The sequence below is a fragment of the Acinetobacter sp. ACNIH1 genome (genome assembly GCF_002934695.1).
In the GTDB taxonomy this organism is placed as follows: Bacteria; Pseudomonadota; Gammaproteobacteria; order Pseudomonadales; family Moraxellaceae; genus Acinetobacter; species Acinetobacter variabilis.
Genome location: NZ_CP026420.1, coordinates 2,766,011 through 2,788,087, shown reverse-complemented (window position 1 = coordinate 2,788,087; position 22,077 = coordinate 2,766,011). Strand labels below are relative to the sequence as shown.

Here is a 22,077-nt window from a genome sequence, read left to right as displayed (position 1 = left end):
TTTTTGATTGTTTAATTAAGTTGAATAGTGGATTTTAATTCAAAAAACCAATTTATTTATCATGAAAATAATCATGTTTATTACACTGAATTTAAGAAAGGCGTAAAAACTATAATATAAAACAAATTTATGAAAGAATTGATCGGTTTAGCGACAAAATCAGGGTTATAATGTGATATATTTCACTGTTTTGTCTATAAATTGTGATATGTCATAAATCCTAGTAAATTAATGTGCTTTACATTGTTACCAAATTGCCTGATAATAAAAAATCAGGTTAGAGTTCATGTTGTTACATGATAATTTGACTGATTCTCCACATATTTTTGTTTTTATCGGCCCAGCTTTCCCCAAGGTTGGGCTTTTTTTTTGCCTGAATTTTTTAGAAGCATCAGTCTACGGATTACTTCATAAAAGAAGATTAGAAAAACTAGTATAGAAAGCCGTCAAAGATGATTCTTAAGTGCACCTTAATGGTGCATTATTTCAATTTAAAAATTGCTTCGTTCTATAAAGTTGCAAAAAAAAACCTCAATTTCTATATAAAATTGAGGTTTTTTCGCCAAAATTTGCGGGTAAATCAAAAAATCTGCTGAGGAATAATTTAACTCGCCCTAATGCAGTGCATTATGCACCTAATTGTTGCACGTGTAAATAGTTCAGAAAGCGAGTTTTTTAATTTTCTTATATTTTAAATTATGAAATTTTCATTCCTATTTATATTTTAGTGATAACAGATGAAAAATCCTGAAAATATAAAGAGCTAAAACCTTTAAGAACATAAGAAAAACCTTCTGAAAATCAAAGCAATTGGGAAGAAATATTGATGATGAGTAGGCGTTTATTTGTATAATCTATCTACTATTAAATGGGGAGTCCTTGATTCATGTGAAGGACTAAAAATCAAGATGAATACTTTGCGCTCTGAGAAAATCAGCAAACATCTGTACTGGTCTATGTCGATCATTATTTTATGTTTGTTGTGTATTTGTATTCCCTTAATTATTGATAGTACTCAACATTATTTAAAATCAAAACAAACCTATCAGCAGCTTGATGCTTTACAACAGGTCACCGATCTTGCCAATAAGATCTCCCGGGAACGGGCACCCGCCAATAAAGTTATGTCCAGTTCGGTTGAGGAATTCGCCAAACATCAGCAGGAGTTAAGCGATTACCGTCAGGAAGTCGATCAGCAGATGCAGATTACAGCTCAGGCACTCGATCAGGTTGGTTTTAATCACCTAAGCCAGCAACTTTTATCTGAATTGAAACCGAGCTTGCAGAATGGACGTCAGCAGGTCGATCTCTATACTCAAATACCTCGCCCGGAACGTACTGCACAGGAAATGGATCAGGCTATTCTCGCCATGTTTACTGCCTGGGATAGCAGCCGTAAAATTCTGAAAGGAGTAGTGATTGCCTCTGCTACGCCATCTGCCCGTTTGGATAATTACATGAGTGAAATCCTGTTTTTATCTGATCTCAGGGATCAATCGGGTCGGGTAGCGTCAAATGTTATGGCTCATGTGACATTTGGAACCCACATTCCAGAGCAAAACATTACCCGTTCCTTACAAGTCCAGCATCAGGTACGTTATCTCTGGGATATCATTGATACGCTACAGCCTGTTCAGGACAAAACTGATGAATTTATTCGTTTACATCAGCGGGTCGGAACTGAATTTATCCAGCAAGGTTTACCGATTGTGGAGCGACTGATTGAAGATAGCCGCCAGCAGCGTTCTTATTATTTAACTGGAACCCAGCTGACTGAAGCTATTGTAGATAAATTTACAACAGTGATTGATTTGCAGAACTATTTACTGCAATACACCAAAGATGTGGCTATTAAGGAAATGCGCCACAGTCTGAATCATTTGATCTGGACAGTGGCCTTATCTGGAATTTCCCTGATTACGGCAATTTTGACCATGATTTTTGCGCGTAAACACATCTTTATTCCTTTAATTCGCGCACGTAAAATTTTATTTGATTTGTCCACTGGGTCTGAACGGAAGCAAGCCCAATCAAAACTAAAAACAGACCGGCCTACTGAATCCTTATTTACAGCAATTCAAAAACTGCAGCATACGCTGCAAGAGCGTGAAGCATAAGAATTTCGACTGAAAAATATTGCCCATTCCGATTCCCTGACTGGACTGGCTAACCGTTTTGCGCTCGATGAATATATCCGTTATATGGAAACGCATCCGACCCAGTTTAAGCGAACCTGCCTGATGATTATTGATATTGATCACTTCAAACAGGTCAATGATCAATATGGGCATATTATTGGTGATCAGGTTATTCAGCTGGTTGCAGAACGCTTAAAAGCCAATGTTCGAGCTTCGGATCTGCTGGTTCGCTATGGTGGTGATGAGTTTCTGGTCCTGATTGAAAATATCGAGATGCAGCATGCTTTCATGCTGGCGAATAAAATCCGGACCGAAGTCGCTGAACATTCTATTCTGACCGCAGCTGATGAAGATATTCATGTATCGGTGAGTATTGGGGTAGCGATTGGTGCAGAGTCATGGATTGCTTTACTGGAACAGGCTGATGAGGCGCTATTTAAGGCCAAAGCGAAAGGACGCAATGTCGTGGCTGAGGTTTGATTTTAGGAGATATAAATCATCTTATAAACCATCATCCCACTCATTAAGGAAATGAGCAATGATATCTCCGTGGCAGTCATGAGGCTTACAGAAACAGCCTAATCTTTTCCCTGCTAAATGATAAACATCCTCTCTTTTGGCTTTCATTAAAATATCTTTATCAAAATCATATTTAAATTTATTAATAACTTCCTCACGACTTTCTTGTTCAGCGCCATTCATCGCATAAGGATTTCCCCAAATTGAACCTCTTCCAATATATTCATATTCCTCAGATTTTTTTATATTTTTAAATTTTGGGTGGTGATGAATATTAATTACTCGAGTAATTTTAATGGGAATCACCCTCAAAGGTATTTTATTTTTTTGGAAAAAACTCACTTCCTCTGAAAAAACTTCTCCATCATCAAAAATTACAACATGTGTATATTCTAAATTTTTCCATTCTTCACAAATAATAAGATCTGTGCAGTTAGTATTTTGCGCAAAATATTGCTTTAAAAGCGAATGAGGATCATGAGGGCAAGAAAGTTTGAAATTTGAGAAAAAACTCGTTATACGAGTTAGTTTTCTAGCAATTTTAGAATAGCAATTAAATTCCTGAGGAAGAAATACTAGAACATTTGACATAATCAATAGAGGTGCTTAATTTCACTTATAGTTGTCTGTGACTGTGCTAAATAGTCTAATACAAGACGACGATGGCATTGATGTGGTAAATGTTCACTGCATAATAAACATTGGTCGTTAAAATCATCTAAGTTAAATGATTTTTCAATATTACGTTTAGACATTAGGCTCATAAATTTTTCTTCGTAATTTTGCCAACTGATTTCACCTTTTTTGTAAGGTTTTAATATTTCGTCAATAGGTGCTAGATCTGGAACATGCTCATATTCGCAGTTACATATTTCCTTTAAAAAATAAATTAAATCATCTCTTTTAGCAAATCCTGCTAATTGTGAGACATTATTAAGACGAACATCAATTATTTTTTTGACCTGATTTTTTTTGAGCAGATTAAAAAAGATCTGAGCTTTTTTTTGAGTAAAGCCAATTGTATAGATATTCATAATAAGTAGATCGCTGCAATTAATTTATAACAATCGCCATTCCACGGTTCACCTAAGCTAATACATAAAATAGCACTTTTAATATCAATATGACTTCGATTTTGCAAAATATTATCAAAATTAGGATCGGTGCAAGCAAAATTGTAGGATGTATGATTATAGATAAAAGTACCACGTCTTTTATTGTATTGAGTATATAAACGTAGGTCATTTACATGTATGAGATATAAAGAATTACTTATAATTTTATTGAATTGAATAAGATAAAAGTTAACGCGATCTCCATTTCCCCATAAATCGTTAGGATAGTCTAAGAATGAGAGGAGTTCTCTTGTTTGAATTCTAAACTTATCTAACCATTGTGAGCCATCAATTAAATAATTTTCTGGTTGGTTAACTAAAGGTGCATGAGCAGAAAAACTAATTTCAGCCTTTTGCAAAGTTTTTAGCTGCCAGATTTGTCCTTTCCAATTTTTTACTGTAATTTGACTATTTGTAAGTGCTTTACCCTGTGCATCGCCTACAGGTCTAATCCATTGTTTTGTTGAGGTGCATTTTCCGGCTACGCATCGTGCTTGATTCTTTAAAGAATTAGCTAGAATGACAATTTCTTTTTTCATTATTTAAATAAAATTTAAAATTAATTTTTTTATTATAAATAGTTAGCTGCTAGTCATAAATATAACTAGCAGCTAACTTTAGTATAATTTTAGCTTATTACTTCAATAATGGCTTTAAGAATTTCCCTGTATGTGAAGCCTTAACTTTCACAACATCTTCAGGAGTACCTTCCGCGATAATCATACCGCCACCCGCACCACCTTCAGGGCCAAGATCTACCACCCAGTCTGCAGTCTTGATCACATCCAGGTTATGTTCAATCACCACAATGGTATTCCCTTTATTACGTAGCTCATGCAGGATGTCCAGCAGCTTGGCAATATCATGGAAATGCAGACCAGTGGTTGGCTCATCCAGTACATACAGGGTTTTGCCGGTATCCCGTTTGGCCAGCTCACGTGCCAGTTTCACGCGCTGCGCTTCACCACCAGAAAGGGTTGTCGCTGACTGACCCAAACGGATATAACCCAGACCGACCTGATGCAAGGTTTCCAGACGACGATGAATCACTGGAATCGCATCAAAGAAATGCATGGCATCTTCAACGGTCATCTGCAATACATCAGAAATATTCTTGCCTTTGTAGTTCACTTCCAGCGTTTCACGGTTATAACGCTTGCCATGACAGGCGTCACACGGCACATACATATCCGGCAGAAAGTGCATCGCTACCTTAATCATGCCATCACCTTCACAGGCCTCACAGCGTCCGCCTTTCACGTTAAACGAGAAACGGCCAGCGGTATAACCACGCGCTTTGGCTTCCGGAGTCTGTGAAAACAGTTCACGAATTGGAGTAAACAAACCGGTATAAGTTGCTGGGTTCGAACGTGGCGTACGACCAATCGGGCTCTGGTCAATATCAACCACTTTATCCAGAAATTGCAGACCATCAATTGAATCAAACTTCTCGGCAGTCAGTGTGGTTGCACCATTCAGCTGAGTCGCTGCCAGTGGCAACAGAGTCCGGTTAATCAACGTAGATTTTCCAGAACCTGAAACACCGGTAACACAGGTCATGATTCCCAATGGAATGGTCAGATCGACTTTCTTCAGGTTATGCCCGGCAGCACCCATCAATTTGATCTGTTCTTCCGGTTTTGGTGGCTGAACCCGTTTTTTCGGCACTTCAATTTTCAGTTTGCCAGACAGATATTTACCGGTCAGGGAATCTTTATTTTCAGCGAGTTCCTGATAGGTTCCTTCTGCAATCACATGGCCACCATGCACACCGGCACCCGGACCAATATCAATAATATGGTCAGCGGCACGAATCGCATCTTCATCATGTTCGACCACTAAAACGGTATTACCGAGGTCACGTAGACGAATCAGGGTTTGTAACAGGCGATCATTATCACGCTGATGCAGACCAATCGAAGGTTCATCCAGCACATACATCACGCCCATGAGACCAGCACCAATTTGTGAGGCCAGACGGATACGCTGTGCTTCACCACCAGACAGGGTTTCAGCAGAACGGGACAGGCTCAAATAGTTCAGACCGACAGATACCAGGAAGTGCAGACGCTCACGGATTTCCTTGAAAATCTTGTCCGCAATTTCACCACGCGCACCTTCCAGATTAATACCTTGATAATAGCTCTCGGCATCGCCAATCGACATGCGGGTAACGTCGGCAATGGTCTTGTCCAGAATTTTCACATTACATGAGATTTCATTCAGACGTGAACCATCACAAGCATCACAGGCAGCATTAGAGAGATACTGCGCCAGATCATCACGCACATAATTGCTTTCGGTTTCGCGGTAACGGCGTTCCAGATGCGGCAAAATACCTTCAAATGGCATCACCCGGTTATGACGACGACCACGTTCATCAATATAGCTCAGGTCAATTTTTTCTTTGCCGGTACCGTAAAGGAATTTCTTCTTGGTGTTGGCATCCAGTTCATTCCAAGGCGTTTCTAGAGAAAAACCGAAATGCTCGGCTACTTTTTGCAGCATGCCATAATAATACGGACGCTGACGATCCCAGCCACGAATCGCACCTTGGCTGATACTAACTTCCTGATTGGGAATCAGTTTGTCCGCACTGAAATGGCTGCGGGTACCCAGACCATCACAGACCGGGCAGGCACCAAAAGGATTGTTAAATGAAAACAGGCGTGGCTCCAGTTCTGCCACAGCGCGGTCACATTCCGGACAGGAGTGTTTGGCAGAAAATACGCGATCATCATTTTCACCTTTCATCCAGGACAAAATCGCAATATCTCCACCGAGACGCAGCGCAGTTTCAAAACTTTCTGCAATCCGGTTACCGAGATCATCACGCACCTTAAAGCGGTCAACCACGACTTCAATAGTATGTTTTTTCTTTTTGTCCAACTCAGGTGGCGGATCAATTTCCATGATCTCGCCATCGACACGTGCACGCACAAAGCCTTGGCTTTGCAGTTGCTCAAATAACGCTGTGTACTCACCCTTACGTTCACGCACGACAGGCGCTAACAATAACAGCGCAGTGCCTTCTTCCAGTTCTTTAACCGCATCGACCATTTCAGTTACGGTCTGTGCCACCATGGGCAGATCGTGTTCCGGACAGTAAGGTGTACCTACGCGTGCATAGAGCAGACGTAAATAGTCATAGATTTCGGTAATGGTACCTACAGTCGAACGCGGGTTATGGCTAGTCGATTTCTGTTCGATAGCAATGGCTGGGCTTAAACCCTCAATCGAATCAACTTCCGGCTTTTCCATTTGCGAAAGGAATTGACGCGCATAGGCAGACAAAGATTCTACATAACGACGTTGACCTTCCGCATATAACGTATCGAATGCCAATGAGGACTTACCTGAACCAGACAGTCCCGTAATCACCACAAACTTGTCGCGTGGAATATCAAGGTTCACATTTTTCAGGTTATGGGTACGTGCACCTCGAATACGGATGTGACTTTGGCTCATGCAATGATCCTAGAAAATTCATCAAAAACCTTTATATGATACCGAATGAAAAATGTTCAAGTGCAAATAAAAGTATTTTAAACGTCAAGTTGTGTCGGATATTGGTCAAAAGATCAGTACTAAAGCAACTGGGGGAAAACGTAGATTAGATTTGCTCTTTTCCAAACATCTAATAGATAAAATTTCATGATGCATAACTCCATCGAAATTAGCTTCACTTTCCATCATTTAGGGTTTGGCTTAAAAATAAAAAAGCCCTGTATTAAACAGGACTCAGTCAATAGAAACTAAAATTAATCATCCAGACCTAGCCATTGGCGTTGTTCATAAGCACTATCCCAGAACAGCCATTCCAGACGTGCTGCATGGGTATAGGCCTGATGCATTTTTTCCAGAGTATCAGCATCGACCCGCGCTGCCACCCGATCTACAGTAGCAATTACATTGCGTACCGCTGTATGAAAATCTTCCCCAGCATAGGTATCAATCCAGGCCTGATACGGATTATTCGGCGCTGCCTTATCGACAATATCCTTACCCACTTCTGCATAGATCCAGAAACACGGCAGTAGGGCAGCCAGAACCACTGGATAACTTTCTGCCCAGGCCGTTGCCTGTAAATAAGCGGTGTAATGATGGCAGGCCAGAGTCAAAGGTGTATTTTCAAATTGGGTTTTGCTGATGCCAAAATCCTGCATAAAGCCATCATGCAGGCTACGTTCGACCACAATGGCAGTTTTAGCGGCTTCACTAAACTGGATCACGTCATCTGCTTCAAAAGCTTTGGCTGCACACACCGCCAGCGCACGGCCATAGGCCAGCAGATAATGCGCATCCTGAATCACATAATGACTAAAAGCTTCACGGCTTAATGTTCCCTGCGCCAGTTGCTGGTTAAAAGGCAGCGCCAATGTCTTTTGATAAAGTCCGAGATTACGTTGCCATACGTCTTGAGAGAAACTCATACTGAAATCCTTAGCAGTTGAAGTCAAAACATCCAGCACTATAGCAAAGATGAATCTGTTTAAAAAATCAGCAAATCTGAAAAGCAGAAAATACCTAAAAATGGTTCAGGAAGTGCTTTGGTTTATGCGGCAAAAGTTTCATAATTGGGACAACTTTTAGTTTTAGTATTTCTCTACATTTAAAGAAATGCATTTAATGAAATTTATCTAAGGTCGATATATATGTTGAAACACTTTGGTTTCTCAATCGTATTTTCGATCGTGTGCCTTGGTTTGTCTGCTTATTGGGGATTTACCCATGGTCCGGAAGCGGGCCTGCAAACCATGTTCACAGCACTGACCATCACCGCTATTCTGGCGATTATGGAAGTGTCGTTGTCGTTTGATAACGCGGTTGTCAATGCATCCGTCCTGCGCGGTTGGGATCATTTCTGGAAAATGATTTTCCTGACGGTCGGGATTCTGGTTGCAGTTTTCGGGATGCGCCTGATTTTCCCGGTGGTCATTGTAGCCGTGACTGCGGATATGGGCTTTATGGAAGTGGTGCAGCTCGCCTTAAATGCACCGAAAGAATATTCGGCCAAACTGATGGCACATCATGCCGAGATTTCTGCCTTTGGTGGTGCTTTCCTGATGCTGGTATTCTTGAACTTCTTCCTGGATGAAGAAAAAGATACCCACTGGTTCCGCATGCTGGAACGCCGTCTGGCACATCTGGCAAACGTTCCGGCGATGTCAGTCTTTATTACCCTGATTGCTTTGTTGATCATGGATTTCCAGGTCGAAGAAGCGAAACGTCTGGATGTTATTCTGGCGGGGATCTGGGGGATCGTGATTTATATCGGGGTACAGGTCCTAAGCCATATGTTAGGTGGGGAACCGGAAGTAGACGAAGAGGGCAACGCCGTTCGTCATGATGCTGAAGGCGTACCGACTGGCGTGGTGAAAGCCGGCTTTGGTGGTTTCCTTTACCTAGAAGTACTCGATGCATCTTTCAGTTTTGACGGTGTAATCGGTGCCTTTGCGATTACGTCTGACGTGGTGATCATCATGTTGGGCTTGGCCATCGGTGCGATGTTTGTGCGTTCGATGACCATTTACCTGGTCGATAAAGGCACGCTGGATGCCTATATCTATCTGGAACATGGCGCGCACTATGCGATTGGTGCTCTGGCATTTATCATGCTGGCAAGCAGTACCGGTGTGCATATCCCTGAAGTAGTGACCGGTCTGATCGGTGTAGCTTTCATTATCTGGGCAGTCATTGCTTCGATTCAATATACCAAGCGTCAGTTATTAAAAGCAGGCAAATAGCCCCGTGATCGCTGAACAGAAGCGTAGCTCCGGCTACGCTTTTTTATCCATTGGAGCGTAAAACCTCGTGGTTCAGCACGAGGATATAAGCGACTGGAGTAAACCACATGAACGACACGAAATGTCGTTTTAAATACTTGTACTATAGTCATAGGACTTACGCATTGACGGATTCAAAAAAGTATTAAAATACTTTATAAAGTATCTGTGATCAGACGAATTAAACATGCTTCTACAGCAACTTGTACATTACCCATTTATATGGGCTTTCTCATGACAGAACCGAACTCTATTAGCTGCACACAACTTGCCGAGACTTATAATATCTCGCATGATAGTGTAAATCGCTTTCTAGAGCGTGAAGACTACACACCTCACGACCTATATCAAGAATCAATTCAACATATTGATAATAATAAACTTATAGTCAGTATTGATGATACTGTTTTAGATAAACCATATAGTCAACATATGGACTTGGTTAGCTATTTTTGGTCAGGCAAACACCACCGATCCGTCAAGGGTATTAATCTCATTACCTTGTATGCGACAGATCAAAATGGTCAAAATATTCCAATTAATTTCCGAATTTATGACAAATCTGAAAGTAAAACCAAGAATGATTACTTTATGGATATGTTAAGTGAAGTACTCAGTTGGGGTGCAAAGATTCAATTTATTACAGGTGATAGTTGGTATTCATCGACTGGAAATCTAAAAACCATAAGAAAATATGGTATTCGATTTATGTTTGGTATCGACTGTAACCGTAAGGTTTCCCCAGAAAAAGGACAATGGTTTCAACTGCGTTTATTGCCAGATTTCCATCAGGGTCAAGTGGTCTGGCTCAAAGATTTTGGCTTTGTACAATTATTTAAGACTCAGTTAAAAGAACAGCAGAGGTTTTATATTGTGCATCAAGATGAAGATGATTTATTGTCCTTTGAGGGTTTTCATGAATTACATTCAAGTCATTGGAAAATAGAGCAATATCACCGGGTGATTAAACAGGTTTGTCATATTGAAAAGTTTCAAGTAAGACGATCTAAACTGATTTTGAATCATATTTTTTCAGCCTTGATGGCCTACGTTGAGATACAAAAGAACCAGTTTGAGCGGATCTTTGAAAATGTATATCGTTGGCAGAAGAAATTATTTAGACCAGTTATCAAAAACTTCATTGATGACTTTATTCTCGATAAAAATCATCTGCTACCACAGAGAATCTATAAGTAATAGTGCGTAAGTCCTAAGTCACTATTAAGAAAAATACTGTTAAAATAATTGGATGAAGACACTCAAATTACGCATAAAAGACAAACATTGCAAGGTGCTAAATCAGTTAGCATCCGAAGTAAATTTTGTTTGGAATTATGTCAATGATTTGTGTTTTAAACATCTTCAAAAAAAACAACAATTCTTTTCAGCATACGATATTGCAAAATACACGAAAGGCACATCGAAAGAATGCAACTTGCACAGTCAAACTATTCAGGCAGTGACAGAAGAATTGGTCACAAGACGCAAGCAGTTCAAAAAAGCAAAACTAAAATGGCGTGTCAGTAATAAAAAATCAGCTAGACGTTCACTAGGTTGGATACCGTTTAAAAAGGTTGCAATCAAATATGCTGATGGCTGTGTTCAATATGGTAAACACCAATTCAAGTTATGGGATAGTTACGGTTTAAGTCAATACAGGGTTAAAACAGGCTCATTCGTTGAAGATAGCCGAGGCCGTTGGTATGTATGTCTTGTAGTTGACAATGCTAAAACAGAGAAAACCACCGCTAAAACCTCAATTGGCATAGATTTAGGTTTAAAAGATTTAGCCACTTGTTCAGATGGTGTAAAACTTAAAGCCCCTCAAATCTATCGGAAATATGAACAAAAACTTGGTATTGCTCAACGTGCAAAAAATAAAAAACGAGTGAAAGCAATTCACGCCAAGATTAAAAATGTAAGACAAAACATGCTGCATCAATTCAGCCATAAACTAGTAAAAGAACATGCAGCAATCTTCGTTGGCAATGTGAATGCCAAAGCATTAGCGCAAACCAAACTAGCCAAGTCTGTGTTAGATGCCAGTTGGACAACACTAAGAACCATGCTCAAGTATAAATGCGAGAACGCAGGGGTATGGTATGAAGAAGTCAATGAAGCCTATACCACCCAAACTTGTTCGTGCTGTGGCTCACGCTCCAGTAGTCCGAAAGGTAGAGCAGGTTTAGGAATAAGAGAGTGGCAGTGTGGTGAGTGTGGTAGCTCATGGGATCGGGATGTAAATTCCGCACTGAATATTCTTGCGCTCGGGCATGAGCGTCTAGCAGTAGGAATCCCCTTGCTTTAGCTGGGGGAGGATGTCAATTTTCAGATAGTCCTCATCTTTATTTCAAATAAAATTCATGCATTCCTTTGAGCGGAATGGCCTATAATCTACGCATCAAGATTAACTAACTCGATCGCCAGACTTTATGATGAATGCCTTAGAACGTCGCTCGACCTTTGCCCTGAGCAGTATTTTCGCACTGCGCATGCTGGGGTTGTTTATGATCATCCCTGTATTCTCGGTAGCAGGGCAGTCATATGAATATGCTACGCCGGCACTGATTGGTCTGGCGGTGGGTATTTATGGCCTGACACAGGCCATTTTACAGATTCCGTTTAGCCTGATTGCAGACCGCTATAGCCGTAAGCCACTGGTGGTTTTGGGCTTGTTGCTATTCGCTCTAGGTGGTGCGATTGCTGCAATGTCTGACACCATTTATGGCGTGATCATCGGTCGTGCGATTGCGGGTGGTGGAGCAGTTTCAGCAGTGGTAATGGCCTTACTGGCCGATGTGACCCGCGAAGAAAACCGCATGAAAGCCATGGCGGTGATGGGCATGAGTATCGGCCTGTCCTTTGTGGTGGCCTTTACCATGGGGCCATGGGTGACAGGACTGGTCGGCATTTCCGGTCTGTTCTGGGTGACCACCGTAATGGGCTTGGCTGCGATTGCGATGTTGTTGATGGTCCCTAAAGTTACCCGTCATCATAAAAATTTTCAGCAGGGCTATCTGGAGCAGCTAAAACAGGTCCTGAAAATGGGGGATCTGAACCGTCTGCATATTTCAGTATTTACCCTGCATTTGCTGCTCACAGCCATGTTTATTTATGTGCCATCGCAACTGATTGAAGTTGCTGAACTGCCATTATCGAGCCATGGTTGGGTCTATCTGCCGCTGCTGGTCGTCAGTCTGTTTTTTGCCTTCCCGAGCATTGTACTGGCAGAGAAATATCGCAAGATGCGCAGTATTTTCCTGACAGCGATTGGCGGGATTATTCTGGGTCTGTTGATCATGATTTTTGGCTTTGAATCCAAATATGTGCTGATCGGTGGATTAGGTTTATTCTTTATTGCCTTTAACGTCATGGAAGCCTTATTGCCCTCATGGTTGTCCAAAGCAGCCCCGATTCAATCTAAAGCCACTGCGATGGGCGTGAATGCCAGTAGTCAGTTTCTGGGCGCGTTTTTTGGCGGGATTATCGGTGGACAATTGTTGTTACTCAACAACACTTCGCTCGGTTGGAGTATTTTATCGGCAATTGCTATAATTTGGCTACTCATGAGTTTTGGGTTGGCTCAACCACGCTATCTTTCATCGCTCGTGCTTCGTCTGCCAGAGAGTAAACAAACAGATGAATGGACTTCTCAACTTTTGGCGATTCGTGGTATTGAAGAGGTTGTGGTCATGTCTGAACAGCAAGTCGCCTTTGTCAAGGTCGATAAACAGCAGGTTGATGATGTTTCGCGACAACAATTAACGCACTTGTTAGGTAAAGAGGTAGCCATTTAAACATAACTCTTATAAAGTAAAATATAGAAATAAATAGGAAGTGTACGTCTGATGCGTGGTGTTAATAAGGTCATTTTAGTTGGTACTTTAGGTCGAGATCCTGAGACCAAAACTTTCCCAAATGGTGGTTCTCTCACTCAATTCTCTATCGCAACCAGCGATTCATGGACTGATAAAAATACGGGCGAACGTAAAGAGCAAACCGAATGGCACCGTATTGTGCTGCATAACCGTTTAGGTGAAATTGCACAGCAATATCTGCGCAAAGGTTCTAAAGTTTATATCGAAGGTTCATTACGTACCCGTCAATGGACAGATCAAAGCGGTCAAGAACGCTATACAACGGAAATCCGTGGTGAGCAAATGCAAATGCTGGATTCTGGTCGTCCACAAGGTGAGCAGGGCGATAACGGGTTTAACCAGCCACGTTTTAATAACAATAACCAGGGTGGCGGTTATAGCAATAATCCACAAGGTGGTTATGGCTCAGCGCCTCAGCAAGGCGGTTTTAACAATAATCAAGGCAGTGGTTATGGCAACAATAACCAAAATAACCAGGGTGGTTATGCGCCGAAGTCTACACCTGCTCCAGTAGCAGCACCGGCAGCCGATCTGGATGATGATCTTCCATTTTAATCCCGATATTAGAAAGGTAAATCATCAACAAAACCCGCCATTTGGCGGGTTTTTCATATCTGGATTCTTCTATTTTTTCACTGAAACCCACATGGTGATCACCGCCCGGAACACGACTTCTTATGCAATATCTTTAATTTCTACATTGACCAGATAATCGCTGCCTTCATTCCATATAAAGTTAGGCTCGGCGGGTGTTGCAATCGCAACTAGGTCAGTGGTAGCTTTTTTGACATATTTGACCTGCATACCCTTGGGAATCCAGCGATGGGTCTTTGGAACGGTTGCATCGGTCATGGTGCCGCCTGCCAGTTCAGCCATATTGCACATGGCAATCGCGTGTACAGTGCCTAAATGATTCAGCACGGCACGATGTTTCTTAATGCTCACTGCGCAATATCCAGGCTTTAAATCTTCAAACAGTGGAGAAATACTGCCGAAATAGGGTGCTTTTAGACAAAGTAATTTAGAAAAAAGATACTTACCGGCTGGCTTATTTTCTAAGCTGTTCCAGATTTTTAGGGCTTGGCTCATCTATAACTTCCTGTATATTATTTTAATCAGAATAATATTCTCATACAGAATATTATTCTGTATTGGCACATCTGACAAAAACCAGACATCAGGTTGCCAGCCTGCTTTTAAAAATAGAGAGGATTTAAATATTAAAAATGCAAAACATGGAATTGCTGGAAAGGATTCTTAAGGGAAGACGGGCTTTACTCAAACGTCAGATTCTGGAATGCGCATTGACAGAATTTCTGCGTACCGGTGTTGCTGCGACTACGATTGAAATGATTCGTGATCAGGCCGATACCAGTATTGGGGCGATCTACCATCATTTTAAAAACAAGGAGGGGATCATTGCGGCACTATATATTGCAGCACTTACGGATCAGTCGAAGCAGCGTTTACAGGCTTTGTCACAAGTTCAGGGTATTGAACGAGGTATACAGGCGGTGATTCAGAGTTATATCGATTGGGTTGTAGCGTATCCTGATTTTGCCCGCTTTCTTTATGCCGCGCATCATACAGTTCAAAGCAGTGACTTCGGAGAAGAATTGCAGCAGTCGAATCAGCAGCGCAATCAGGACTTACAACAATGGCTGGCTCAGCAGGCAGATATCGGGCAATTACAAGCTGTTCCCTTAGAACTGCTTATGTCACTGATCATTGGACCCACTGAAAGTTATTGCCGGAGCTGGTTATCTGGTCGAGTTCAAACCTACCCTAAATACTATGCAGCAGCCTTAGCAAAATCGGCCTGGCAATCTATACAGCATTTTCAAGAAAGTGAAGCCGCCAAAATCGATTAAACAAATCAGAAAGATAAAAATAAAAGGAATTATAAATCTAAAAAACCGATAGTTTTTATGAAAAGTTACGGTTTTACCTGTTGGTGGTTTTTGCGTATTCTTAACTACATCAAATGAACACACACTTTCACGAATAGATAGGAATAGACTTATGAGTTTAATCAATACTGAAGTTAAGCCATTCAACGCAACTGCTTACCACAATGGCCAATTTATTGAAGTGTCTGAGCAAGACATGAAAGGCAAATGGTCTGTAGTATTCTTCTATCCTGCTGACTTCACATTTGTTTGTCCAACAGAATTAGGCGATCTTGCTGATCAGTATGCTGAATTCCAGAAACTGGGCGTAGAAATCTACTCAGTATCTACAGACACGCACTTCACGCACAAAGCTTGGCATGACACGTCTGACGTAATTGGTAAAATCCAGTATCCAATGATTGGCGATCCAACCTGGACTTTGGCGAAAAACTTTGAAGTTCTGATTGAAGCTGATGGTCTGGCGGACCGTGGTACTTTCGTGATCGATCCAGACGGTAAAATCCAGATCGTTGAAATCAACGCGGGCGGTATCGGTCGTGACGCACAAGAACTGCTTCGTAAAGTAAAAGCGGCTCAATATGTACATGCTCATCCAGGTGAAGTATGTCCTGCAAAATGGAAAGAAGGTGAAGCGACTCTTGCTCCTTCAATCGACCTGGTCGGTAAAATCTAATTCGATAACACTTTATCGAAATTGAAAAAACCCAGCCCTCAGCGCTGGGTTTTTTATTATCTACTGCTCATGACTACCTAAATTAACGTCTTATAGCAAAGCTAAAGTTATAAGTAGCTACACAGAAATCTAAGAGTCGAATCGTCTTATATTTGAAATACTGCATTCTAGAAGTACGGTATTGATGACTGCTGATAAAGCTTAAAATGGCTGCATGTTGATCCTATTGTGTATAGGAGTAAAAGATGAAAAAAATTATTGGTGTTTACCGTAATCAAAACATGCACTGGGTCGGTGACGGCTTCCCGGTGAAAAACCTGTTTTCTTATGATCGTCTGGGGCAGGCCATTAGTCCATTTCTACTGCTGGACTATGCAGCGCCGTATCATTTTGCATCGACTACTGAGCAGCATGGTGTAGGTTCGCATCCGCATCGTGGTTTTGAAACTGTAACCTTGGCTTATCAGGGTGCAGTGACCCACCAGGACTCCAGTGGCGGTGGCGGTACGATACAGACCGGTGATGTACAGTGGATGACCGCAGGCGCAGGTGTAGTGCATGAAGAATTTCATTCTCCAGATTTTGCTCAAAAGGGTGGCCTGTTTGAAATGGTTCAACTCTGGGTCAATTTGCCAGCTAAAGACAAAATGACCGCGCCACGTTATCAGGCCATTGCTGCAGCTGAGATTCCACGGATTGAAATGGATGAAGGCGCAGGACATATTCGGGTGATTGCCGGAGAGTTCGGAGGCCATCATGGGCCAGCACATACCTTTAGTCCGGTAAATGTCTGGGACGGCGAGCTAAAAGCGGAGTATGAAACTACGTTGCATGTGCCTACCGGACATAATGCTTTGCTGGTTGTACTGGCGGGTGAGCAGATGGTAAATGGCAGTCAAAAAGTCCTGGATAGCTCTATTGTCATGTTTGCGCGCGATGATGATCCTGAAATTCAGCTACAGGCCTATCAGGACACTAAATTTCTGCTCTTGACCGGTGAGCCGCTGAATGAACCTATTCAAGGCTATGGCCCATTTGTGATGAATACCAAGGAAGAAATTATTCAGGCATTTCAAGATTTTAATCAGGGTAAATTTGGTGAAATCGTGGTACAGGCCGAATAATACAGGCAGTCTTAAAACAAAGAAGCCTCTGCACAAGCAGAGGCTTTTTTTCTAATGCGCTGGAATTTCTTGTCGTTTTTACGAGTTTCTGAAATAAATTCATTTTGTTTATCTCTATGAATTTATCTCTTTCTTATGCTGCATATTATAGGGTATTTCGCAGTCTTTGTAAACCGATGATTAAAAAATCGGTTAATTAAGCCATTTGTTTTTTAAAGATTTATTTTTAAATATTTAAATATGACGAGAGTTTAAGTCACTCTATATAAAGACGTTTTTTGCTATTCAAAAAATGTAATTTATTTGTAAAGTTGCGTTAACCTAGACTTACGAAAAAAAAGTATTCTGGAAGATTTTAATAACCTATTTGCCGAAAGCATGGTTCATAATTTCTTTTAGTTTTTCAATGACGGATGATCAGATTGGATATCGCAGTAATTGGTAGTGGCATGGCTGGACTGGCTACTGCCAGAATTCTTCAGGACGCAGGACATCGCATTACTATTTTTGAAGCGCTTCAAGGTCGTGGCATGGACAGTCATAGTCTCGAATTTGAAGGAGGCCTCATTGACGCACCTTTACGTGTGATGAATCCTTATCTGTGGAAAAATACCTTAAGTCTGGCGACTCATCTGGGCATTAAAACTTACCCGGTACGTACTTATATGGCCTGTAGCTGGCTGTTTGAAGACCGGGTAGAAACCTGGCTAACCACGTCACGTAGCCGGATTGGCAATATTCCGATTATCAATAACCGCAAAGGCATCCAGCAATATGGCTGGCGTCTGGTCAAAGGTTTGTTACAGCTCAAAACAGCCTTGGCAAAATTCTTTAAATCTAAAAATCAGGACATTAGCCTAGCAGAATTTATCAATCGTAACGAGATTGAAGAAGTGTTCTGGCATGGTGCGGTGATGCCGGTGCTGTATACCATCTGTACCTGTAACCCGAAAACTATTGGTGAATGGCCAGCCAAACCGCTATTGATTTTCCTGCGTCAGCTAACGGATGGTGATGCCTTGTTACGTATGCAGGGTGGAACTCCAGCTTTGGTAGACAAACTGATTGAAGGCATTCACATTGAAAGTGGTGTGCCGATCGTATCGGTGAAAGAGCAGGGTGACAAAGTACTGGTAGAAAATGCAGCCGGCTTGTCGAAAACTTTTGATCGTGTCGTGGTTGCGACACCAACCAATCATATTGATGAATTCCTGGATCATGAGCAGTTTGGCCGTGATATAGAGCTGTTAAAGAAATTCAAATTCGAACAGGGCGAATTGGTCATTCACCGTGATAGCAGCGTGATGCCTCCAAAGCGTAAGGACTGGGCTGTACTCAGCTATATGATGGATCGCAAGTTTACCCGTCAGCAATTTACGGTTTGGCTGAATGCGGTTGAACCGAGTCTGGTGGGTAAATCTCCGGTATTCCAGACCTGGCGTCCTGTGACTGAGATTGATCCGAAAAAAGTGATTTCCTCAGTGACCTTGACCCGTGCGGTAGTGGATGCCAATACTATCGCTCTCAATAAAGAATTACAGCATCGTCATCTGGAAATGAACCGTAAAGTCTTCTACTGCGGTTCGTGGTCGTCGGACGGTTTGCCAATCCTGGAATCTGCAGTGACATCTGCTATGAAAATTGCCGCAATTATGGGGGCACCGTTGCCATTTGAAGGGCTTAAACCTAAGATCGAGGTAGCACCCCAACTCGGTTATTGATTGATGCAATGGTTTCAGGCACTTCGTCAGCGTCTTCCTCAACACAAATATGCAATTGATGCATCGTTGCTGGGAGACCAGTCGCAGTTGCCCTGGAGCAATCTGGGTTATTGGCAGGCAGGGCAGCAGGATTATGTAGCTGCCTGTCGAACTTTGGCTGACCATCTGGCAGAAACGGTTGGTTTAAATTCAAAAGACAAATTGCTGGATCTGGGCTGTGGCCAAGGTGCCAGCCTGTTGCACTGGCAACAACACTATCAGGTGCAATATCTGGCCGGTGTGGAACTTCAGCCAGCTTGTGTGGCGAATATTCAACAGCATTTACCTGATCTCAATGCCATCTATCCGGCTTCTTTCCTGCGTTTAAACGACATGCATTTTTCCCAGCGCTTTGATGTGGTGCTGTGTCTGGATGCTGCCTATCATAGTCCCGTTCCCGAACTTCTCGAACAGGTATGCAGTGTATTGAACGCCAATGCACGGATTGGCTTTCATCATCTGATCTTGTCTGAAAAATGGAACAGCTTGAATGCGCTGCAAAAGCGTAAATATCAGTTTTTGCTGAAATCCGCCGATGTCGATTTAAAAAACCTGATGTCGAAAAATGAGCTTTATCATTGTCTGGAAAATTCTGAATTCAAGAATATTCAGGTTGAAGATCTGTCCGAAGCGGTATTTTCAGGTTTTGCTAATTAACCTGAGTTCGATGAAATCCACTTAACCTTTTAGCATATTTTGGAAAGTTGGCTTATTGGGGTTCAAACAATAAGCCACTACAGCAGCCATGATATTCACCATGAAGTTATTTACCGAACGATGACGTGAATGTTCAAGTTGATGTAAATTTTTTAATTGATCATTCACTGTTTCGATCAATCCTCTTCTGCAAAGTAATTGTTTTTCTTCTTCAGTTTGGATGGGTTTATTTTTCATATTCCGACGTGATGGGGTCAATATTTTCAGTCCTCTTGCTGCTAAAGCTTCGGCTTTTGCTTTGCTCAAATAGCCTTTGTCTCCGAGTAGGATCCCTTTTAATTCTTGAGTTAAAGATTCTAATATAGCAACATCATGAACATTTCCCGATGTCAGCTTGAGATTAATAATTTCACCTAAATTATTGATAACGAGATGTAATTTAAAACCATAAAACCAACCCGTACTACTTTTTCCACGACCGGCCAAGCCTTTAAATACACGATGCCTTTTAATCCGAAGATTATGGCAAACTACCAATTTAGTGGAGTCAATGATACTGATTCCCGTATCTTTTCCTTTCACCTGATGGAAGAAACTACTCAGAGCTTGCAAACAACGGGGCATGATTTCAATAAATCGGTTGTAGCTAAGCAGTTTAGGAAAAGCAGATTTCCAGAATGGAACGATCATTTGGCAATAAAAATATTTGAAGAATCTAAAACCGGATTGATGAAATAAAATGACAATGGTCATTGCTTCGGACAAGCTTAAAGCTGACTTTTTCAACTTGGTTTTTTGATTAGAAATTAAAGCTTTCTCTAAAGATTCATTAAATTTTTTGCAGAAATCATCCAAAATACAAAATAATTCGGTAATATGATCCATTGAGAAGCCTTGTTTTATAACATTTTGTCTTGAGAACCAATATGTTACAAAAACAGGGCTTTTTTTCTACTCTTTTTTTATATCGAACTCAGGTTAATTATGTAAATCAGCATTTAAATTCAAAGAACTTGAAACAAAAAGGCAAAGGACTGGATCAGTTTAAAATCCGGATGACGGCAAAGCTTTGCCAGAAGTTATATCAGGAGGGGATTGTAAAATATGTGCAGGTGACAGCACAGGCGATCTAAAGACTAGAGACAAGCTAGATAAAAATACCAAGCCCAGAAACATCAAAGCCTCACTAAAAAGCGAGGCTAAGAAAATGGTGCCGGCACACGGATTCGAACTGTGGACCTACTGATTACAAGTCAGTTGCTCTACCAACTGAGCTATGCCGGCGTTGTGGAGTGCATTTTACAGATTTTTCTTAAGGGCGCAAGCCAAAAAATAACCGTTCAATCTTATAACGAATTTTTTATTGCTGATCATTAAGCATCTTCACTCAGGCATCTACATTTAAATCATGAAATTGCCCACATCAGGGATATGGGCAAGGGTAAAGGGCTGATATTTAAAATCTATTATGAGTGAGTTAAAAGGGAATTATCTGCTTTTGAGTATCCGATCCAGGTCTTGTGCGCATTCCTCTAAAGTAAAGGCCATATCAAACTGCATTTGAGGTTTGAGTTCTTGAGCGAGACTTCTCCACTGTTCAATTAGTTTTAGGGCTTTTTGAATCTTATGTTTGTTGACGTCTTTGGCAATGGTTGGGGTATAACCGCCGCGTTTGGCATTTTTTATCTGTTTCATGTAGTTTGCGCTGTTATTCATGTCCACTCTCCGAATAGCAGTGTTTCCACTTTTTTCTAACCCAAATAAGGAAGACTCAAGCAATAACGTTTTCTATCTTTTGGTTTTTATTCTCCTTTTATCCTGTTTTGATTCCACCATAACATAGCGATGATGACAATTAAATTAAGCTATTTTTATGCCAGTTTTTGTCTTCATCATATAAATAAACTAAAAGAAGAACATAAAGTTAAGAAAGTAATAAAAATGGATATATCATGGTTTTATCCAGAAAATTTATTTAAATATATCTCAGCCTATATCCTTACATCTTTAAATCTATCAAAAGAAAAGGCAAGCAATACTCACCTCAAAAATAATTAGTAAAACGAATTATCCTTTTTCAACTCATCTGTCCAAAGTGCTCACTCTTAGTATTCTAGACTATAAAAAAGCCCAATATAAAATTGGGCTAGGGCTTAAGGCTCGACTTCTAGCGGATCACCATCTTCAGGACGAAGATGACGTGTGCCATCATCCGCAGGATCTACACTTGATCCATCCTTGGTGATCGGGTTGTACATTTCATCCTCTTTTTTATCATCAGTGAACTCCTCATCTTCGAAATCCAGAGGCTCATTATCATCATCAAAATTTAGGGGTTTTTCATCATCTTTCATAGCGATCTATCATTTGTTACCAAGATAAGATCATGCTCGAATATTCCTCAGTGTCATTCAACAGCCATCCGGCATCATTTATGTAACTTGTATGGTTATTCTTTTATTTTTAACGCATCACCTCATAATTTAGGCAAAAAAAAAGGCTCAAATCCTTTAG

General features: G+C 41.1%; 18 protein-coding genes, 1 tRNA gene and 3 pseudogenes. 12 read left to right on the top strand and 10 right to left on the bottom strand.

Translation table 11 applies throughout. The annotated features are described in order from the left end of the window. Positions 1-908: 908 nt before the first annotated feature. Positions 909-2,618: pseudogene (locus C3F22_RS13640) on the top strand (diguanylate cyclase). 21 nt (positions 2,619-2,639) lie between these two features. On the opposite strand, the gene C3F22_RS13635 reads toward C3F22_RS13640, so the two are convergent. The 5 genes from C3F22_RS13635 to tenA form a co-directional block, all read right to left on the bottom strand. Next, positions 2,640-3,248 (bottom strand): DUF4326 domain-containing protein, encoded by a 609-nt coding sequence (locus C3F22_RS13635; protein WP_104426728.1) that lies wholly within the window; start codon positions 3,246-3,248, stop codon positions 2,640-2,642. 2 nt (positions 3,249-3,250) lie between these two features. After that, the gene (locus tag C3F22_RS13630) at positions 3,251-3,691 is read right to left on the bottom strand and encodes a DUF488 family protein (RefSeq protein ID WP_104426727.1); all 441 of its coding nucleotides are present in this window, start codon (positions 3,689-3,691) and stop codon (positions 3,251-3,253) included. Further along, positions 3,688-4,311: a dual OB domain-containing protein gene (locus tag C3F22_RS13625; protein WP_208461711.1), complete on the bottom strand. Its 624-nt coding sequence runs from the start codon at positions 4,309-4,311 to the stop codon at positions 3,688-3,690. Before C3F22_RS13625 ends, C3F22_RS13630 begins: the two co-directional genes overlap by 4 nt. Positions 4,312-4,408: 97 nt before the next feature. Continuing rightward, entirely contained in the window at positions 4,409-7,240 is a 2,832-nt protein-coding gene (gene uvrA, locus C3F22_RS13620; protein ID WP_104426726.1) for an excinuclease ABC subunit UvrA, read from the bottom strand. Between the two features lie 293 nt (positions 7,241-7,533). Then, on the bottom strand, positions 7,534-8,205 hold the full coding sequence (gene tenA / locus C3F22_RS13615; RefSeq protein WP_104426725.1) for a thiaminase II: 672 nt from the start codon (positions 8,203-8,205) through the stop codon (positions 7,534-7,536). 222 nt (positions 8,206-8,427) lie between these two features. Between tenA and C3F22_RS13610 the strand changes: the two genes are divergently transcribed. From C3F22_RS13610 to ssb, 5 genes are all read left to right on the top strand, one after another. Then, the gene (locus tag C3F22_RS13610; RefSeq protein WP_004781554.1) at positions 8,428-9,519 is read left to right on the top strand and encodes a DUF475 domain-containing protein; all 1,092 of its coding nucleotides are present in this window, start codon (positions 8,428-8,430) and stop codon (positions 9,517-9,519) included. A gap of 207 nt (positions 9,520-9,726) precedes the next feature. Continuing rightward, positions 9,727-10,755, top strand: a complete 1,029-nt coding sequence (locus C3F22_RS13605) for a transposase (RefSeq protein ID WP_079255106.1) — start codon at positions 9,727-9,729, stop codon at positions 10,753-10,755. A gap of 52 nt (positions 10,756-10,807) precedes the next feature. Further along, positions 10,808-11,866 carry an RNA-guided endonuclease InsQ/TnpB family protein gene (locus tag C3F22_RS13600; protein ID WP_004781556.1) on the top strand — a complete coding sequence of 353 codons (1,059 nt, stop codon included), beginning with the start codon at positions 10,808-10,810 and terminating at the stop codon, positions 11,864-11,866. Positions 11,867-11,990: 124 nt separating this feature from the next. Further along, positions 11,991-13,355: an MFS transporter gene (locus C3F22_RS13595; RefSeq protein WP_034170221.1), complete on the top strand. Its 1,365-nt coding sequence runs from the start codon at positions 11,991-11,993 to the stop codon at positions 13,353-13,355. Between the two features lie 51 nt (positions 13,356-13,406). After that, a complete protein-coding gene (gene ssb / locus C3F22_RS13590) occupies positions 13,407-13,991 on the top strand; it encodes a single-stranded DNA-binding protein (RefSeq protein ID WP_104426724.1) in 585 nt (194 codons plus the stop codon). Between the two features lie 120 nt (positions 13,992-14,111). Here ssb and C3F22_RS13585 read toward each other — a convergent pair whose 3' ends face one another. Further along, the gene (locus C3F22_RS13585; RefSeq protein ID WP_104426723.1) at positions 14,112-14,525 is read right to left on the bottom strand and encodes a hotdog fold domain-containing protein; all 414 of its coding nucleotides are present in this window, start codon (positions 14,523-14,525) and stop codon (positions 14,112-14,114) included. Between the two features lie 137 nt (positions 14,526-14,662). Here C3F22_RS13585 and C3F22_RS13580 point away from each other — a divergent pair, with 137 nt between their 5' ends. The 5 genes and pseudogenes from C3F22_RS13580 to C3F22_RS13560 form a co-directional block, all read left to right on the top strand. Then, positions 14,663-15,307, top strand: a complete 645-nt coding sequence (locus C3F22_RS13580; protein ID WP_104426722.1) for a TetR/AcrR family transcriptional regulator — start codon at positions 14,663-14,665, stop codon at positions 15,305-15,307. 151 nt (positions 15,308-15,458) lie between these two features. Next, positions 15,459-16,022 carry an alkyl hydroperoxide reductase subunit C gene (gene ahpC / locus C3F22_RS13575; protein WP_005232609.1) on the top strand — a complete coding sequence of 188 codons (564 nt, stop codon included), beginning with the start codon at positions 15,459-15,461 and terminating at the stop codon, positions 16,020-16,022. Between the two features lie 245 nt (positions 16,023-16,267). Continuing rightward, positions 16,268-17,146 (top strand): pirin family protein, encoded by an 879-nt coding sequence (locus C3F22_RS13570; protein WP_104426721.1) that lies wholly within the window; start codon positions 16,268-16,270, stop codon positions 17,144-17,146. A gap of 413 nt (positions 17,147-17,559) precedes the next feature. Further along, complete coding sequence (locus C3F22_RS13565; protein WP_004781572.1) at positions 17,560-18,867, top strand: FAD-dependent oxidoreductase; 1,308 nt, start codon at positions 17,560-17,562, stop codon at positions 18,865-18,867. A 3-nt stretch (positions 18,868-18,870) separates the two neighbouring features. Next, a pseudogene (locus C3F22_RS13560) lies at positions 18,871-19,560 on the top strand (SAM-dependent methyltransferase); the annotation flags it as partial. Positions 19,561-19,584: 24 nt separating this feature from the next. On the opposite strand, the gene C3F22_RS13555 reads toward C3F22_RS13560, so the two are convergent. Continuing rightward, a complete protein-coding gene (locus tag C3F22_RS13555) occupies positions 19,585-20,448 on the bottom strand; it encodes an IS982 family transposase (RefSeq protein WP_002122622.1) in 864 nt (287 codons plus the stop codon). Between the two features lie 95 nt (positions 20,449-20,543). Here C3F22_RS13555 and C3F22_RS18610 point away from each other — a divergent pair. Continuing rightward, positions 20,544-20,696, top strand: a pseudogene (locus C3F22_RS18610) (SAM-dependent methyltransferase); the annotation flags it as partial. A 75-nt stretch (positions 20,697-20,771) separates the two neighbouring features. Here the strand turns inward: C3F22_RS18610 and C3F22_RS13545 are convergent. The 3 genes from C3F22_RS13545 to C3F22_RS13535 form a co-directional block, all read right to left on the bottom strand. Beyond that, positions 20,772-20,847, bottom strand: a tRNA-Thr gene (locus C3F22_RS13545). Between the two features lie 204 nt (positions 20,848-21,051). After that, entirely contained in the window at positions 21,052-21,279 is a 228-nt protein-coding gene (locus C3F22_RS13540; RefSeq protein ID WP_004781576.1) for a hypothetical protein, read from the bottom strand. A 437-nt stretch (positions 21,280-21,716) separates the two neighbouring features. Beyond that, a complete protein-coding gene (locus tag C3F22_RS13535) occupies positions 21,717-21,917 on the bottom strand; it encodes a hypothetical protein (RefSeq protein WP_004781578.1) in 201 nt (66 codons plus the stop codon). Between the last annotated feature and the right edge of the window lie 160 nt (positions 21,918-22,077).